The organism is Xylanimonas allomyrinae (assembly GCF_004135345.1).
GTDB lineage: Bacteria > Actinomycetota > Actinomycetes > Actinomycetales > Cellulomonadaceae > Xylanimonas > Xylanimonas allomyrinae.
In genome coordinates this window covers 3,678,870-3,694,894 of record NZ_CP035495.1, presented here as the reverse complement: position 1 = coordinate 3,694,894, position 16,025 = coordinate 3,678,870, and the positions used below count along the sequence as shown (strand labels likewise).

12 protein-coding genes and 1 tRNA gene are annotated in these 16,025 nt (G+C 67.8%); 6 read left to right on the top strand and 7 right to left on the bottom strand.

The window, feature by feature from the left end:
• Positions 1–2 precede the first annotated feature (2 nt).
• The 4 genes from ET495_RS19275 to ET495_RS16695 form a co-directional block, all read right to left on the bottom strand.
• Positions 3–794, bottom strand: a complete 792-nt coding sequence (locus ET495_RS19275) for an extracellular solute-binding protein (protein WP_281276142.1) — start codon at positions 792–794, stop codon at positions 3–5.
• Complete coding sequence (locus ET495_RS19270) at positions 791–1,351, bottom strand: ABC transporter substrate-binding protein (protein ID WP_281276141.1); 561 nt, start codon at positions 1,349–1,351, stop codon at positions 791–793. Before ET495_RS19270 ends, ET495_RS19275 begins: the two co-directional genes overlap by 4 nt.
• Positions 1,352–1,422: 71 nt before the next feature.
• Positions 1,423–2,379 carry a carbohydrate ABC transporter permease gene (locus ET495_RS16700; protein WP_129205709.1) on the bottom strand — a complete coding sequence of 319 codons (957 nt, stop codon included), beginning with the start codon at positions 2,377–2,379 and terminating at the stop codon, positions 1,423–1,425.
• A complete protein-coding gene (locus tag ET495_RS16695) occupies positions 2,379–3,299 on the bottom strand; it encodes a carbohydrate ABC transporter permease (RefSeq protein ID WP_425471241.1) in 921 nt (306 codons plus the stop codon). The genes ET495_RS16700 and ET495_RS16695 overlap by 1 nt, the downstream gene beginning before the upstream one ends.
• Positions 3,300–3,828: 529 nt before the next feature.
• On the opposite strand from ET495_RS16695, the gene ET495_RS16690 reads away from it, so the two are divergent.
• Positions 3,829–4,773, top strand: coding sequence for a LacI family DNA-binding transcriptional regulator (locus ET495_RS16690; RefSeq protein WP_245993168.1), 945 nt, complete (start codon positions 3,829–3,831; stop codon positions 4,771–4,773).
• A 4-nt stretch (positions 4,774–4,777) separates the two neighbouring features.
• Here the strand turns inward: ET495_RS16690 and ET495_RS16685 are convergent, their stop codons facing one another.
• Complete coding sequence (locus ET495_RS16685; protein ID WP_129205707.1) at positions 4,778–5,647, bottom strand: helix-turn-helix domain-containing protein; 870 nt, start codon at positions 5,645–5,647, stop codon at positions 4,778–4,780.
• A 92-nt stretch (positions 5,648–5,739) separates the two neighbouring features.
• Between ET495_RS16685 and ET495_RS16680 the strand changes: the two genes are divergently transcribed.
• The 5 genes from ET495_RS16680 to ET495_RS17835 all read left to right on the top strand — a co-directional run bounded on the left by ET495_RS16680 (position 5,740) and on the right by ET495_RS17835 (position 12,568).
• Positions 5,740–8,811: a DUF5107 domain-containing protein gene (locus ET495_RS16680; protein WP_129205706.1), complete on the top strand. Its 3,072-nt coding sequence runs from the start codon at positions 5,740–5,742 to the stop codon at positions 8,809–8,811.
• A 132-nt stretch (positions 8,812–8,943) separates the two neighbouring features.
• Positions 8,944–10,176, top strand: a complete 1,233-nt coding sequence (locus tag ET495_RS16675) for a galactokinase (RefSeq protein WP_129205705.1) — start codon at positions 8,944–8,946, stop codon at positions 10,174–10,176.
• Positions 10,177–10,213: 37 nt separating this feature from the next.
• Positions 10,214–11,653, top strand: coding sequence for a UTP--glucose-1-phosphate uridylyltransferase (locus ET495_RS16670; RefSeq protein ID WP_129205704.1), 1,440 nt, complete (start codon positions 10,214–10,216; stop codon positions 11,651–11,653).
• Between the two features lie 261 nt (positions 11,654–11,914).
• Entirely contained in the window at positions 11,915–12,217 is a 303-nt protein-coding gene (locus tag ET495_RS16665) for a hypothetical protein (protein ID WP_129205703.1), read from the top strand.
• A 201-nt stretch (positions 12,218–12,418) separates the two neighbouring features.
• Positions 12,419–12,568 (top strand): hypothetical protein, encoded by a 150-nt coding sequence (locus ET495_RS17835; RefSeq protein ID WP_211340871.1) that lies wholly within the window; start codon positions 12,419–12,421, stop codon positions 12,566–12,568.
• A 123-nt stretch (positions 12,569–12,691) separates the two neighbouring features.
• Here ET495_RS17835 and ET495_RS16660 read toward each other — a convergent pair.
• A tRNA-Met gene (locus ET495_RS16660) sits at positions 12,692–12,765 on the bottom strand.
• Between the two features lie 95 nt (positions 12,766–12,860).
• Entirely contained in the window at positions 12,861–15,881 is a 3,021-nt protein-coding gene (locus ET495_RS16655) for a UPF0182 family membrane protein (RefSeq protein ID WP_129205702.1), read from the bottom strand.
• Positions 15,882–16,025: the final 144 nt, after the last annotated feature.

Genomic DNA, 16,025 nt, shown 5'->3' with positions numbered 1-16,025 from the left:
GACTACTGCTTCAGATCGAAGCCTTGCGTCTCCGCGAAGGACTCAAGCCGCGTCTGCCAGGCAGCCATTCCGTCCATGATCGTGCCCTGGTCGATGAACGCCTGACCGACGGTGTCGGAGTAGATGGAGTTGGCGTAGACCTGGAAGGGCAGGAACTGCCAGCCGGGCAGAGCATTCGCAGCCGCGTCGCCGAGCACCTGGTTGATCTGCCGGTCGCCGAAGTACTCGACCTCGGCGTCACGCCAAGAGGACGCCTCAAGGTGTTCGACGGTGTCAGGGAAGATCCCGTCGTCCACGCGCGGCTGGACGCCCGCGCCGACACCCGCGAACTCAAGGAACCCGTATGCGAGGGCCTTGTTCTGCGAAGCGTCCATCATCGCGATCGTGGAGCCCCCGTGGTGACCAGTGCCAGTGCCACCAGCCTCGAACTGCGGAAGAGGCGCCACCCGCCACTCGCCCTCACCAGCAGGCACGGAGCCGATCAGGTTCCCCGGCATCCACGCGCCCATCGGCAAGAAGGCAATGGTGCCGTCGCCAAGGGCACGGAACCACTCGTCGGTCCAGTTGAGGATAGGGAACGACATGCCCTCGTCGTGGAGGGTCTGCCACACCTCGGCGACGCGGGCGACGCCGGGGTCATCAGTCAGGTTGATCCCGACCGTTGTGCCATCGACAGAGAAGGGGTCGCCTCCAGCTGCCCAGATGAGCCCGAGCATCGAGCCGAAGTCCATCGCGCTCGACCCGATGTAGACGTCAGGGTTCTGCGCCCGCAGCATACGCATCGTCTCGATCATCTCGTCCCACGTCTCTGGGGAGCTGCGATGCCGTGCTCAGCGAGGACGTCCGCACGATAGAACAGCACCATGGGACCACCGCCGATTGGCATCCCGAAGATGCCGTCTCCGGTCGCCACCGCGTCCCACGAGGACGGTACGAAGCGGTCCTCAAGCTCGGCCGCGCCGAACGGGGTGAGGTCTGCGAGGTCACCAGTCATGTTGAACTGCTCGACTGCCATGTACTCGATTTGTGCGATGTCAGGTATACCCGAGCCCGCAGTGAGCGCATTCTGCAGCGCCGTGTAGTGGTCCGCACCGGAACCGACATTGACCAGTTCGACGTTCACCTGCGGGTACTCAGCGACGAACGCGTCCACCGTGGCCTGAAGCGTGGGCTCCCACGCCCAGATGAGCAGGTCACCCCCCTCCTCAAGAGCCGCCCGTACAGCATCGGCACCGACTTCCTGAGCAGCGTCGCCGCTTCCCCCGCCGCATGCGCCGAGCGTGAGCCCGAGTCCGAGTGCGGTCGTGGCTGCGACGCCGACGTGTGCGGCACGCCTGAGAATGTTTGTCATCGTTGACCTTTCGTGGTGTGCGGCATGAGCCGCGTATCGGATCGTGAGGTTGCTGTGAGAAGTTGCAGGGGTCAACCCTTGACCGCGCCGGCGGCCAGACCGTTCTGCCAGTAGCGCTGGAGCAGCAGGAAGGTGACCGCCAACGGGATGACAGTGAGCAGCGAACCCGTGAGCACAAGATGGAAGAGTGCTTGCCCGCCCGGAGTGAATGCCGCCTGATTCCAGTTGTTGAGCCCAAGCGTGAGCGGGAACCACTGGGGATCGCGTAACATGATCAGAGGAAGGAAGAAGTTGTTCCAGGTCGTGACGGTCGTAATGAGAATGACAGTGACCGTGCCCGGTGCGAGCAGTGGCAATCCCACCTTGAAGAAGGTGCGGAACTCCCCGGCACCGTCAATTCGAGCAGCCTCCATGAGTTCCGTCGGAATTGCCTCGCTAGCAAAGGTCCACATGAGATACAGCGCGAACGGCGAGATGAGCGATGGGATGATCACCGCCCAAGGCGTGTTGGTGAAGCCGAGTCGGCTGAAAAGCAGGAAGGTTGGTACTGCGAGGGCAGTGCCTGGCACGGCGACAGCGCCGATGACTATGGCGAAGACCGCGCGCTTGCCGGGGAAGTCGAACTTTGCCAGGGCGTAGCCGCCCAGCAGCGCAAGCAGAGTCGCGCCCCCTGCTCCCACGACCACATACAGGAGCGTGTTCGCAAACCATCGCAGGAACACACCGTCTTGGTGCGTCAGGACGAGCCGGATGTTGTCCCACAGTGCGAAATCCCCAGCGAACCACAGTCCGAACGATGTCTGGAGACCCTCGAGTGTCTTGGTCGAGCTGAAGACGAGCCAGGCCAGGGGCACCAGCGTGTAGAGCGCCATCAAAGCCATCAGGATGGTGCGGACGATCGACTTCTTCGGCTTCTTGTCGGGTCGAAGCAACCCTGGCCGAAGCGTGATGGGACCGGGCCGACCGGTTCGGCGCCCGTCGGACTCGGTGCCATTCGACGGAACGGCAGTGGATGCGAGCCTGGCCATCACACGTCCTTTCGCGTGCCGCGAAGCTGCACCACGTAGGCGATCACCATGGTGATCAGGCCCATGATGATGGCGATCGCAGCGGCATAATTGACCTGCTGCCCGGCAAAGGACAGGTTGAATGCGAACATGTTCGGGGTATAGTGTGACGTGATTCGCTGCGGAGTCAACGCCTGGAGAATCTGGGGTTCGTTGAACAGTTGGAAACTACCGATGATTGAGAAGATCGTGGCGATCACCATCGCGCCGCGAAGAGCCGGTATCTTGATCTTGCGAATGATCTGAAACTGAGTGGCGCCGTCGATTGCTGCCGCCTCGTACAACGAGGTGTCCACAACCTTGAGCGCGGAGTAGAAAATGAGCATGGAATATCCGACCCATTGCCAGGTCACAATGTTTCCGATCGCAGGCAGAAGGAGACTCGAATTCAGAGGATCGAGGTTCCAGCCGAACAGGTCGTTCAGGTTTCCAGTCAACCCAAACCGAGTTCCATAGAGGAACCCCCACATGAGCGCGGAGACCACACCGGGCACTGCGTACGGCATGAAGATCGAGATCCGGAAGAAGCTCTTTCCGTACAGGCGCCCCGAGTCGAGAGCGAGCGCTGCGAGGAGCGCGAGGACGAACATGACCGGGACTTGGACGGCCAGGAACAGTCCTACCCGGACTGCGCCCTCCCAGAATCGAGGGTCCTGCAGGGCGCGAACGTAATTGTCGAGCCCCACGAACTGCGTTCCGCCGACGAACTGCGTGCGGTGGACGCTGAGCCAGAGTGAGTACGCAATGGGGGCCAGGAAGACAAGTGTGAAGACAGCCATGAAAGGGCCGATGAAGGCCCACCCAGCCCATCGCCGACGGCGCCCGTTGCCCGCCTCCACCGTTCGCGGGGCCCGTTCGCCGACACTCGCGGCGCTCGTCACTGCTGCCACATGCCACCTCCTTGTAGCCCGTCCGGCTCCGGTGCCGGATGGAGCGAGCCTTCCCCGGCCTTGTGGCCGGGCTGGCTGGCAACGGAGGGCTCCGGACCTTCTTGAAGCGCTCCAACGCCTGGGTCAAGCATCACGGATTGAAGCGCTGCAATCAAGTGCTGGCGCATAGTGAGCGTCGGCCGGTTGACGCTTGTCCGCGAACTGGTCGGCCACGGGCGGCTCTAGAAGGCCTCTGGCGCGCCAGACCCCAGCGATGCTTCTGGTGGTTCGCCTTCGAAGGCATCACCTGGGCCGATGGCCCGCTCGTTGCGGCCGGCGCCATGCCCGGGACCTCTGAGCGACGGCGCGGGCTGTCGGTTGGGCTGCCATCGGGCGTCACGCATCAGGTTGAAGCGCTGCATCGATAGGGTGGAGACATGACGGTTGCCGACATGCGGGCGGGGACGCCCTGATGCAAGCGCGAGCATCGATCACGGATGTTGCCCGACTCGCGGGCGTCTCGACGGGCACTGTCTCGAACGTGCTCAACCACGCAGACCGGGTCCGACCCGCGACGCTCGCGAAGGTTACCCGGGCAATCGAGGCACTCGACTATCAGCCAAACGCAAATGCGCGAACGCTAGCTGCGGGGTCGAGCCGACTGACCGGCCTGATTCTGCCCGATCTCGGCAACTCGTTCTTCGTCGACGTGGCCCGTGGCGCCGAGGCGGCGGCCGAGGAGGCAGGGCACGTGCTGATGATTGCCCACAGCGACGGGCGGCTCGAGCGTGAGCAGCGCTACTTGAAGGCGTTCGACGAGGAACGAGCATCTGGTGTGCTTCTCGGACTCAACGATGACGACCACTTCACGGCGTTGCTCGGCAGTCTTGGGCGCAGACTGCCAACAGTCTCGGTGAACTTGTCGGTACCATCGGCGCTCAGTTGCTCGGTCTCAGCAGACAACGAGCACGGCGCTTACCTGGCAACCTGTCACCTCGCAGGTCTTGGCCGCCAGCGCCTAGCGTTTGTGGGCGGACCACTCGGGTTGCGTCCGATCCGACATCGAGCAGCCGGGTTCGATCGCGCAGTGAAGGAGCACGCGATCGAACACGTTCGAACCGTTGACCCCGCAGGCGTGAGCCGTGCCGACGGCTGGTCTGCAGGCCAGGAACTCGCCGACGACGCCAGAGCCGGAAGGATCGATGGCATCGTTGCATCGACAGACCTCCTTGCGGTGGGCGTGGTGCAAGCCCTCCAAATGGCAGGCGTCGCAATCCCAGGCGATATTGCGATCGTCGGCTACGACAACAATCAAGCGACCTGGAACAGCCCGGTCGCGATTACTACCGTTCAGCAACCGGGAGAGGCGATCGGCCGCGTCGCGATGCGTCTACTGCTCAAGGAGATCGCGGACGGTTCCACCCACGCCCACGAGACCGCGATCCTCGAACCGACGCTCGTCGTGCGGGCGAGCACCGTCGGCTGACGGCTCATGACCCTCCGTGTTCACGGCGTCGGTACTCGGTCGGACTCAGCGCATGGTGCTTGCGGAAGTGTCGCGAGAAGTACAACGCGTCGCCGTACCCGCTGTCCTGGGCGATCTCGCTCACAGACAGCCCTGTCGTGTCGAGGAGTCGACGCGCTCGGGCCATGCGGAGCTCCGTGTGGTAGGCAAGCACCCCTCCGCCGGTCGCCTCGCCGAAGAGCGCCGTCAGGTGCGATGGCGACACACCAACCATCGCCGCCAGTTCGCTCACGCGGACGCGGGACTCGACGCGCGCCTCGAGGTACGCCATGGCCCGCTGGAGCGGTGATCCTGGCGGTGGCAGGATCCTGTCAACCGCAAGTTGCGCCAGAAGCTTCCAGACGGCGCCAGAGGCAGCGATGAGCGTCGCGGCCGATGCTCCCCGTTCGAGTGATGTCACGGCCTCGTCGATGAGTGCCACGGCACGCTCAACCACACGAATCTCAAAGGTGGGCCGGTGAGCCCTCGGGCCGATGGCACTGACCAGTTCGCCCGCGTCCTTTCCTGCCGCGTGTACCCACCATATCGCCCACGGATCCTCGGCGCCTGAACCGTACTCATGCGGGATCGTCGCAGGTATTACTAGCGCTTGACCGGATCCCACCGGGTGCCGACGCTCGCCGAAGCGAACCCATCCACGTCCGGAGGTACACAGGATTGCGACGTGTTCACCGATGCCCTCTGGACGGGCCACGAGATGATCCGGTGCCTGAGGGAAGTACCCCGCATCGGTGACAACGAGTCGTCGAGTGATCGGCTGTTGCAGGGCCGCCTCCACCAGAGGGCGGGGCACCGCGACGAGGCGCTGCTCAGGAAAGCCGTCACGGATCGGCATGGACCGATTGTCGCGCAAGAATCATCGGATCGTCCATGCTTGACGTCGGTTGTCCATAGCCGAGACATGCACCAATCCTGTCCTATGGCGGCATGAACCACGATGCTCAGCTCAACCTCCCGGCCGTCCCGGAGAGCCTCGCCGCCCGCATTGCCGCCGGTGGCGCCGTGGCGTGGTCGCAGCCCGTCACGATGAGGACGTACGAGGCGGGCGCGCCTGACGAGTACCCCCTCTTTGTCAACCGTCGCGTGTACCAGGGCTCCAGCGGACGGATCTACCCGGTGCCGTTCGTCGACCACGTCGAGGAGGTCCCGGTGGACCGTCAGTGGCGGGCCATCCACCTGGAGAATCGGTGGGTGCGCCTGATGGTGCTGCCCGAGTTGGGCGGACGCATCCACGTCGGCTACGACAAGAGCGCCGACTACGACTTCTTCTACCGCAACAGTGTCATCAAGCCCGCGCTGGTTGGCCTCGGGGGCCCCTGGATCTCCGGCGGAGTCGAGTTCAACTGGCCACAGCACCACCGCCCGGCCACCTACCTGCCGGTCGAGACGCAGATCGAGGAGCACGAGGACGGTTCCGTGACGGTCTGGTGCTCGGACCACGACCCGTTCGCTCGTATGAGGGGTACGCACGGTGTGCGCCTGCACCCTGACCGCGCCGTCGTGGAGGTCGTGGTGCGCCTGCACAACCGGACGTCCGAGGCGCAGACTTTCCTGTGGTGGGCGAACGTCGCGGCCCGTGTGCACGACGACTATCAGGCGTTCTTCCCGACCGACGTCGACTATGTCGCGGACCACGCCCGTCGCGCGATCACCGCCTACCCGAAGGCCGACCGCCCGTACTACGGCTACGACTATCCGGCTCACCACGAGACCGGCGGAGACCGTCTCGACTTCTACAAGAACGTCAAGGTGCCGACGTCGTACATGGTGTGCGACACCCAAGACGACTTCTTCGGCGGCTACGACCACGCCGCGCAGGCTGGCTTCGTGCACGTCGCGGACCGCCACATCGCCCCGGGCAAGAAGATGTGGACGTGGGGGGACGCGGCGTTCGGCCACGCATGGGATCGCCAGCTCACCGACTCCGACGGCCCGTACATCGAGCTCATGGCCGGGGTCTACACAGACAACCAACCCGACTTCACGTGGCTTGAGCCCGGCGAGACCAAGACCTTCACGCAGTCGTGGTTCCCGATCCAGAAGATCGGCGTCGCTCACCAGGCCAACGCGGAGGCCGCGGTCAACCTTGAGGTGACCGGTCACCACCTTCAGGCCGGTGTCGCGGTCTCGCGCCCGCGCCCAAGCGCCGTTGTGCGCATCACGGTCCGCGGCAAGGCCATCTGCGAGCAGCAGGTCAACCTCGCCCCCGATGCGCCGTTCACATGGTCGACGCTGCTTACCGACGACGCCGCCCCGACTGATGCGCGCATCATCGTCGAGCACGACGGTACGACGGTCATCGACTGGGCGCCGCGCCCGCGCACCGAGAGTGCCGAACCGTGGCAAGCCGTCCCGCCACCGCAGCCGGCCGAGATCGAGAGCGTCGACGAGCTCTACCTCACGGGTCTGCACCTGACCCAGTACCGCCACCCCACGCGCTCCCCTATCCCGTACTGGGAAGAAGGCCTGCGCCGCGACCCGGGCGACGCCCGCTGCAACCTCGCCCTGGGCACCGAGCGGTTCCACCGCGGCCTGTACTCGGAGGCCGAGGCGTACTTGCGCCGCGCCCTGGCCCGCCTCACGAGGTACAACGCGCAGCCGCGCGACGGCGAGACGTCGTACCTGCTGGGCCTGACGCTGCTGCGCCTGGGCAACACCGACGCCGCGGTCGACGCGCTCGCCAAGGCCGCGTGGAACCGTGCCTGGGTGGCACCCGCCGCCGTCGAGCGAGCCCGCATCGCTGCCCGCACCGGGCACTTCGGCGAGGCCCTGCGCCTCTCGATCGAGGCGCTCTCCTGCGGCCCTGACGACAACCGCGCCCGTGCCCTGCAGATCGTCGCGCTGCGCCGCCTCGGCCGACCGACCGAGGCCGACGACGTCATCGCGACGGCACTGGCCGCGAGCCCGCTCGACCACACGGTGTGCGCCCTGCGTGACGGCATCTGCGCGCTCTCCGGACTCGACGGCCGCACCGTCATCGACGTCGCGCTCGACCTATCCCGGGCCGGCGACGACGACGGGGCCCTTGAGGCGCTCGAACTTGCCGCACGCATCGCCCCCACGCCCGCGGGCGAGTTCCGCCCACTGGCGCACTACCACCGTGCGGCGATCCTGGACCGCCTCGGCCGCACGCAGGAGGCCGTCGCCGCTCGCTTGATCGCGCAGGACACCCCGGACACGCTGTGCTTCCCGGCCGGACTCGACGACCAGCACGTCCTGGAGTCCGCGCTCAGCGCCGATCCCACCAACCGGCAGGTCCGCTGCCTGCTCGCGATGCTCTACTTCGACGCCCAACGCGGCGACGAGGCGCTCGACCTGTGGGAGTCGGCAATCGCCGACGGCGAAACCGGCACCGTCGCACTGCGCAACGCCGCCATCGCCACCTACAGCGTGAAGGCCGACCCTGCCGGTGCACTGGCCCTCTACGAGCGGGCCCTCGCAGTGCGCCCGGATGCGCGGCTCGTCTACGAACACGACCAACTGTGCGCCCGCGCAGGGGTCTCAGTGGTTGGTCGGGTTGCGAACCTCGACGCGCGTCGCGACCTCGTGCTGCGGCGCGACGACGCGACGGTGACATACTGCAACCTGCTCATTTACGTCCAGCGCCTCGACGACGCCGCCACGATCCTGGACACCCGCCGATTCGCACCGTTCGAAGGTGGTGAGGGTCAGGTCCTCGCCGTCTGGGAGCGCCTCAACCTCGCACTCTCCCGAACGTCTGAGCAAGAGGGCGATCTGCCCGGCGCAATCAAGGCAGTGCACGACGCGATTGCCGTCCCGGAGCACCTCGGTGAGACCCGACACCCGCTGGCGGACACGACCGAGATCTATACCCGGCTTGCGACGCTCCTCGACCAGTCCGGGCGCCACGACGAAGCGACCGCCGCTCGCACCCAGGTGCGCGGCCACGCCATCGTCACTCCCGTCCTCGACGACGGGTCGGTCGACTACTTCGCCACGTCACTGCCCGACCTGTTGCTCTTCCCGCCGCTCGACTGAGCGGCCCGCCGGGTCGGCGCACTCTGATCGTCGGCGGACCGTGACCACCACGATCCGCCGACGCTCAGCCGCACCCGAGCGCCACCGCGCCGCCCGACACCGCATACCGCCTGAACACGACCAGGAGACCTGATGCAGCACGAACTGACCTGGGTGCCCGCCTGGGCGCCTGCCGAGGGCGCCGACCGTGCGCGGGCCCTGTTCGCACGCACCTTCGGACACGAGGGGCCCGCCGCCGGGGCGTGGTCGGCTCCGGGGCGGGTGAACTGGATCGGTGAGCACACCGACTACAACGCTGGGCTGTGCCTGCCGATCGCTCTGCCACATCGCACGTTTGTGGCGTTGCGCCCGCGAGCGGACGATCTGGTTCGTCTGGTCTCGGCGAACACGGACGAGCCGTGGGAGGCTGACCTGCGTGATGTCGCCCCGGGCGCGGTGCGGGGCTGGGGCGTGTACGTCGCGGGGGCGGCTTGGGCGCTGCGCCGGGCCGGGCACAACGTCGGCGGGTTCGACGCGGCCGTCGACTCGTGTGTGCCATTCGGCGCATCGCTCTCCAGTTCGGCAGCGCTTGAGTCGGCGGTCGCCGTCGCCCTCGACGACGTCTACGGGCTGGGCCTAGCGAGCTCACCCGACGGGGTCACGACCTTAGTGGCGGCGTGCGTGCGTGCCGAGAACGAGATCGCCGGGGCGCCCACGGGTGGGCTCGACCAGAGCGTCGTCGACAGCTCCCGGACCGGGCAAGCCCTGCTGCTCGACTTCTCGATCGATTTGGCCCGCCCCGAGTCCGCAACCCCTGTGGCGTTCAGCCTGACCGCGGCCGGGCTGAGCCTGCTGGTGATCGACACCCGCGCCCCGCACCGGCTGGTCGACGGCCAGTACGCCGAACGCCGCGCCTCGTGCGAACGGGCCGCACAACTCTTCGGTGTGGCTGCCCTGCGCGAGATCACCCCGGACGCCCTGGACGACGCCCTGACCGGGCTGACAGCGCAAGACCCGGCCGGGACACTGGGCAGGCGGGTGCGGCACGTCGTCACCGAGACCGCGCGCACCGCGCGGTTCGTCGACCTGGAGCGCGCGGGCCGCTATGACGAGGCGGGGGCCCTCATGGACGCCTCCCACGCATCGCTGCGCGACGACTACCAGGTCACCGTGCGCGAGACCGACCTCGCGGTCACCGCAAGCCGCGCCGCGGGGGCGATCGGCGCGCGCATGACGGACGGCGGGTTCGGCGGGTCGACCATCGCCCTGGTCCCGACCGGTGAGATCGACGTGGTCGCCGTCGCCACCGCGTTCGCCGATGCCGGGCTGACCGCCCCCGCATTCCTCACCGCACCGGCATCGGCTCCCGCCGGCCGCGACGCCTGACCACCGGCCCACCTTGACGACCACTGGAGGAACACATATGAGTGCCATCGGCCTCGTGCAGGCGCGGGAGAAGATGCGGGGTGCGGGCGTGGCGCCCGCGGCCGTGGAGACCTTCACGAGGTTCTACCGGCTGCTGGAGTCCGGCGTCTCGGGCCTCATCCGGGAAGAGGACGTCGAACCGCTGCCACAGCTCGCCCGCGCGGACGAGCTTGAGCCGTCCGACGGCGAAGCCGCCGCACTGGACCGGACGGCGATCATCAAGCTCAACGGCGGCCTGGGCACCTCGATGGGAATGGACAAGGCGAAGTCGCTGCTGCCGGTGCGCCGCACCGCCGAGGGCGAGGATCTGACGTTCCTCGACATCATCGTCGGGCAAGTGCGCGCGGCACGGGCGGCGACGGGTGCCCGGCTACCGCTGGTGTTCATGAACTCGTTCCGCACGCAGGCAGACACGCTCGCGCTGCTGGGCCGGTATGACGACGTTGCGATGGACGGGTTGCCGCTCGACTTCCTGCAGAACCGGGAGCCCAAGCTGCGGGCAGACGACCTGACGCCGGTGGAGTGGCCCTCGGACCCGGATCTCGAGTGGTGCCCACCGGGGCACGGTGACCTGTACCCCGCACTGCACGCCGCAGGTGTGGTCCGTGCGCTGCTGGATGCGGGGTTCCGGTATGCGTCGGTGTCGAACTCGGACAACCTGGGCGCGGCCCCGGAAGCGCGGATCGCGGGGTGGTTCGCGGCGTCGGGCGCCCCGTACGCCGCCGAGATGTGCCTCAAGACGCCTGCGGACGTCAAGGGCGGCCAGCTCGTGGTGCGCAAGGCCGACGGGCGGATCGTGCAGCGGGAGACCGCGCAGACCCACCCCGACGATCTCACCGTCGGCCTGGACCCGACGCGGCACCGGTACTTCCACACCAACAACCTGTGGTTCGACCTGGAGGTGCTGGCCGCCGAGCTGGACCGCACGGGAGGGGTCCTCGAACTGCCGCTGATCCGTAACGACAAGACTGTTGACCCCGCCGACCCCGCCTCGACGAAGGTAGTCCAGATCGAGTCCGCCATGGGTGCCGCCGTCGCGGTCTTCGAGGGGGCCACCGCGATCGAGGTCGGCCGGGATCGGTTCCTCCCCGTCAAGACGACCAACGACCTGCTCGTGCTCCGCTCGGACGTGTACGAGCTCACCGACGACTACCGGGTCGTCGCGCAGGTCCCCGCACCCCTGGTGTCGCTGAGCGCACCGTACAAGACCATCTCCGGGTTCGACTCCCGTTTCCCGGCCGAGCCCCCTTCCCTGCGCGGAGCGACCTCCCTGACCGTTCAGGGGGACTGGAACTTCGGCGCCAGGGTGCGCGTGCTCGGCGACGCCCGCCTGCCCGACCCCGACGAGGCGCTCGTCTCTCTCGACATCGCACCCACCGATGCCACCGGTGCCGTCCCCGACCACTCCACCATCGACGCCTCCGGCATCCGGTCCTGACCGCCAGCAGAAGGCAGTCATCCCTCATACGAGTCCTCGTCTCCGGTGGAGCGAACTACATCGGCTCCCGCATCGTCGTCGCGCTCACCGGGGCCGGGCCCGACGTTGTCGTCGCCGACAGCTGGTCCAGCGCCAACCGTCGGTCGTCCCCCGGCTCGGAGAACTCAGGTCAGGCGGCACGCGACGACGAATGCGAAGGCGGAGTCCGCGCTCAAGGTCCATCAGGAGCCCACCACGACGACGGCTGGCTACCGGGCGGACATGACCGTTACCGAAGCGGCTGCCCTCTGGCTCAAGCGCGTCGACGTCGGCGGTGGACGGCTCGCAGGTCGCAGACCTGACCGCTCCCGTGAGGTGAACGCAGTCAGCATCGCGGAGGCATGGCTACAGGTGGCCGCAGACGGCGCGGGCTGCAGCGCAGCCAAGACCGCCCGGAGCGTCCTGTCATCGATCATGGGCGAGGCTCCGCGGGACCGAACCGTGGCCATGAGCGCGATCCGCTCGACCCGGTTCGCGAAGGCTCAAGCGAAGAAGGCGACGACGGCCAAGACCAGTGCCATCTGACGCGGCGAGAAGGCGGAGACGTTCAAGGCCGAAGCTCGAGACACGCCCCGCGCGTGCTCCCGCAAGGAGCGCGACGCCATCGTTGCAGCGGCGGACGGTAGCGAGCGAGCGAGCGAAGCGTCACGACGTGGCCGACCTGGTGGCGTTCATGGCGGACACGGGCACCCGGTCAGCAAGGCTCTGGCGGTGCGGTGGGAGGACGTGAACCTCGACGCCGGAACCGCGTTCGTCGCGGGCACCAAGTCCAGCAACGGTGAGCGCACGGCGCCGCTTCCCGGCGGCTACAGCACAACCGCCACCGCCGAAGAAGGGCTGTGGGCACGCAAAGGCTGGGTTGGACGCTCGAACTGACCCGCGACACGCCCGGCGCAGACACACTTTCTGGCCGCTAGCCCGTAGGCGGCCAGAGGGAGCCTGACAAGGCAAAACGAAGGCCCCCGACCTGCAAACCTGCAGGTCGGGGGCCTTCTTTCGTAGCGGGGGCAGGATTTGAACCTGCGACCTCTGGGTTATGAGCCCAGCGAGCTACCGAGCTGCTCCACCCCGCGTCGACTCCGTGAACACTACGCCACACCCCCGGGAACGACCAAATCCGTTCCCGGGGGTGGGCGCGATCCGCGGCCTCGCTCGGCCTCGCGGTGTCTCAGCTGCCTGCCGCGCCGCCACCCAGTGCCTCGTCTGCGGCGAGCGCCCGCTCAAGTGCCGCCTGGAGCCGTGTCTGGGCCTCCCCGTAGGCCGCGAAGTCCCCCTTCTGGAGGGCGGCCTGCCCGTCCTGGAGGGCCTGGTTGGCGTCCTGCAGCGCCTGGTTGAGCTGGGTTCGCGTGTCGCCGGTCGCGGGCGGTGGTGTCTCGCCGTCCGACGGCGGTGTGACGGGCGGCTGCTCGTCGGTCGGTGGCGCGACCGGAGCCTGGTCGGTCGCCTCGCCGTCGGCATCGCCGGCGGCGGCTCCCGAGTCGCCCTGGAACACTTGGTCGAGCGCCTGGTCGAGCGTGTCGGCGAACCCGATCGAGTCGCCGAACGCCACGAGAACCTTGCGCAGCAGCGGGAACTGCGTGCCGGTCGCCGACTGGATGTAGACGGGTTGCACGTACAGCAGGCCACCGCCGATGGGCAGCGTCAGCTGGTTGCCGCGTCTGATGGTCGACGACCCGATCTCGAGCACGTTGAGCTGTGTGGAGATCGTGGTGTTGGTGTTGAAGTTGGTCTGCACCTGTCCGGGGCCGGGCACGGTGTTGTCGCGTGGCATCGCCAGCAGCCTGAGCTTGCCGTAGCCGTCGGCTCTCTGGCCCTGGGTCGATCCCGCCTCGGCGTCCACGGCCAGGAACCCGGTGAGGATCTGCCGGTCGGACGTGCCTCCGGGGATGAACAGGCTGGTCAGCGAGAACGCGGCCGCGTCCTGACCCGGCATCTGCAGGGTGAGGTAGTACGGCGGCTGGAGGGGCGCCGCGGTCGTGGTGCTGCTCGCCGTCGGGTCCTGCGGGCTCTGCCAGAAGTCCTGGCCCGAGAAGAACTGGCCGGCGTCCGTGACGTGGTAGCGCTGGAGCAGCGTGCGCTGCACCTTGAACAGGTCCTCGGGGTAGCGCAGGTGGCTCATCAGGTCGCCTGAGATCGCGGACATCGGCTCGACCGCGCCGGGGTACACCTTCTCCCATGCCTGGAGCACCGGGTCGTTCGGCTCCCACGCGTAGAGGGTCACCGTGCCGTCGTAGGCGTCGACGGTCGCCTTGACCGAGTTGCGGATGTAGTTGACGCTCTGCGGGAGCTGGAGCGCCACCCCTTGGGCCTGGCCTGCGGTCGTCAGCGAGTCGGCGATGGACTCGCTGAGCGGCGTCGACGTCGAGTACGGGTAGGCGTTCGACGTCGTGTACGCGTCGACGATCCACTTGACCCTGCCGTCGACGACGGCGGGGTACACGCGGTTGTCGAGCGTCAGCCAGGGTGCGACCTTGGACACCCGCTCCTGCGGGTTGCGGTCGTAGAGGATCTGCGAGTCACCGGTGACCCGGTCGGAGAACAGGATCTCCTGCGATCCGAACTTGACCGCGTACAGCAGCTTCGACCACATCGACCCGATGCTCGGCCCGGCGGTGACGTCGCCGGTCGGGAAGGCGGTGTTGACCTGGCCGCCACCCTGCTCGTCGTCCGCCTGGTAGTCGAGCTCCCACGGCGTGGTGCCCTCGGGTGCACCCACGATGGAGTACGACTGCGTCTGGGGGCTGAAGTAGATGCGCGGCTCGTACTTCTGCGAGTCGGTCAGCGCACCCTGGGTGGGGATGCCGCCCTCGAAGAACGCGGGCCGCCCGTCCGGGCCGGTCTGGTTGCCGTAGGCGGCGACGACGCCGTACCCGTGCGTGTACACCGTGTGGTCGTTGACCCAGTTGCGCTGGGTGGCGCCCAGGCCGTCGAGGTTGAGCTCGCGCACCGCGATGACGGTGTCGCGCGACTCACCGTCGACGGTGTACCTGTCGACGGCGAGGTTGCCCGTGAAGTTGTAGTACTGCTTGTTCTGCTGAAGCTGGCGGAACGACGGGCTGACGATCTGCGGGTCGAGCAGGCGGATCGACGCCGTCGTCTCGGCGTCCTGCCGCAGCGCCCCGGCTTCGGCCGTCGTTTTCGCCTCGTACTGCTGTGTGTCGACGTCGTCGAGCCCGAACGCGGTGAGCGTGGCGTCGATGTTGCGCTGGATGTACGGGGTCTCCAGCTCCTGCGCGTTGGGGGTGACCTGGAACCGCTGGACCACCCACGGGTAGATGCCGCCGATCGCGATCGCGGACACGATCATCAGGGCTGCCCCGATCGCGGGCAGCCGCCAGTTCCCGCGGAACGCGGCGACGGCGAACGCGACGGCCACCAGTACGGCCACGCCGGCGAGGATCGCCTTGGAGGGCAGGACGGCGTGGACGTCGGCGTACGAGGCGCCGTCGAAGCGCCCGCCCGAGGCGGTCAGCAGGGAGTACCGGTCGAGCCAGTAGTTCGCCGCGATGAGCAGCATGAGCACGGCGGCGTTGACCGCAAGGTGGACGCGCGCCGCCGACGTCGTGCGCGACATGCCCTCGGGGACCGGCCCCAGCCGGAGCCCTCCGTACAGGTAGTGCGTCACCAGCGCGGCGATCCCGGACACGATGACGACGGCGAGCAGAAGGCTCAGCGCGAACCGCAGCGCGGGAAGCTGGAAGACGTAGAAGGAGAGGTCGATGTGGAACTGCGGGTCGCTCGTCCCGAACCGGACGGCGTTGATCGCCAGCAGCACGGTGCGCCACTGCGCCGCCGCCGCGACGCCCGCGAAGAAGCCGACGACGATCGGGGCCGCGATCATGACGACGCGGCGCAGCGGCTCGACGGCCTCGCGGTACTGGTCGAGCGTCGCCTGCTCGGGCGTCGACGGCGCGTAGACGGGCCTCGCCCGGTAGGCGGCGCGGAACGAGAAGGACAGCGCCCCGGCCATGAGGCCGAACCCGACGGCGAACAGGATCGCCCGCGCGATCCACTGCGTCCAGATCACCCGCCCGAAGTCGAGCGCCTGGAACCACATCACCTCGGTCCAGAACTGGGCCAGGAGCAGCACGGCCGCGATCACGACCGCGAGCACGACGACGGTGATGACGATCGGGCTCGGCCGGCGTCGCGCGGACGGCGATGGTCGGCGGGGTTGAGCGAACGACACGAGTACCTACCTCGGATGGGTCCGGGGCCGCGCGATGCGCACGGCCAACTGGGCTAACGTCCTCCGGTCGACCCAGGTTCCCACCCTTGGCGCCTGCGTGGTAGCACGGTCGGCGCTGCGAGCCTGTCACACATGCGCCGCGGC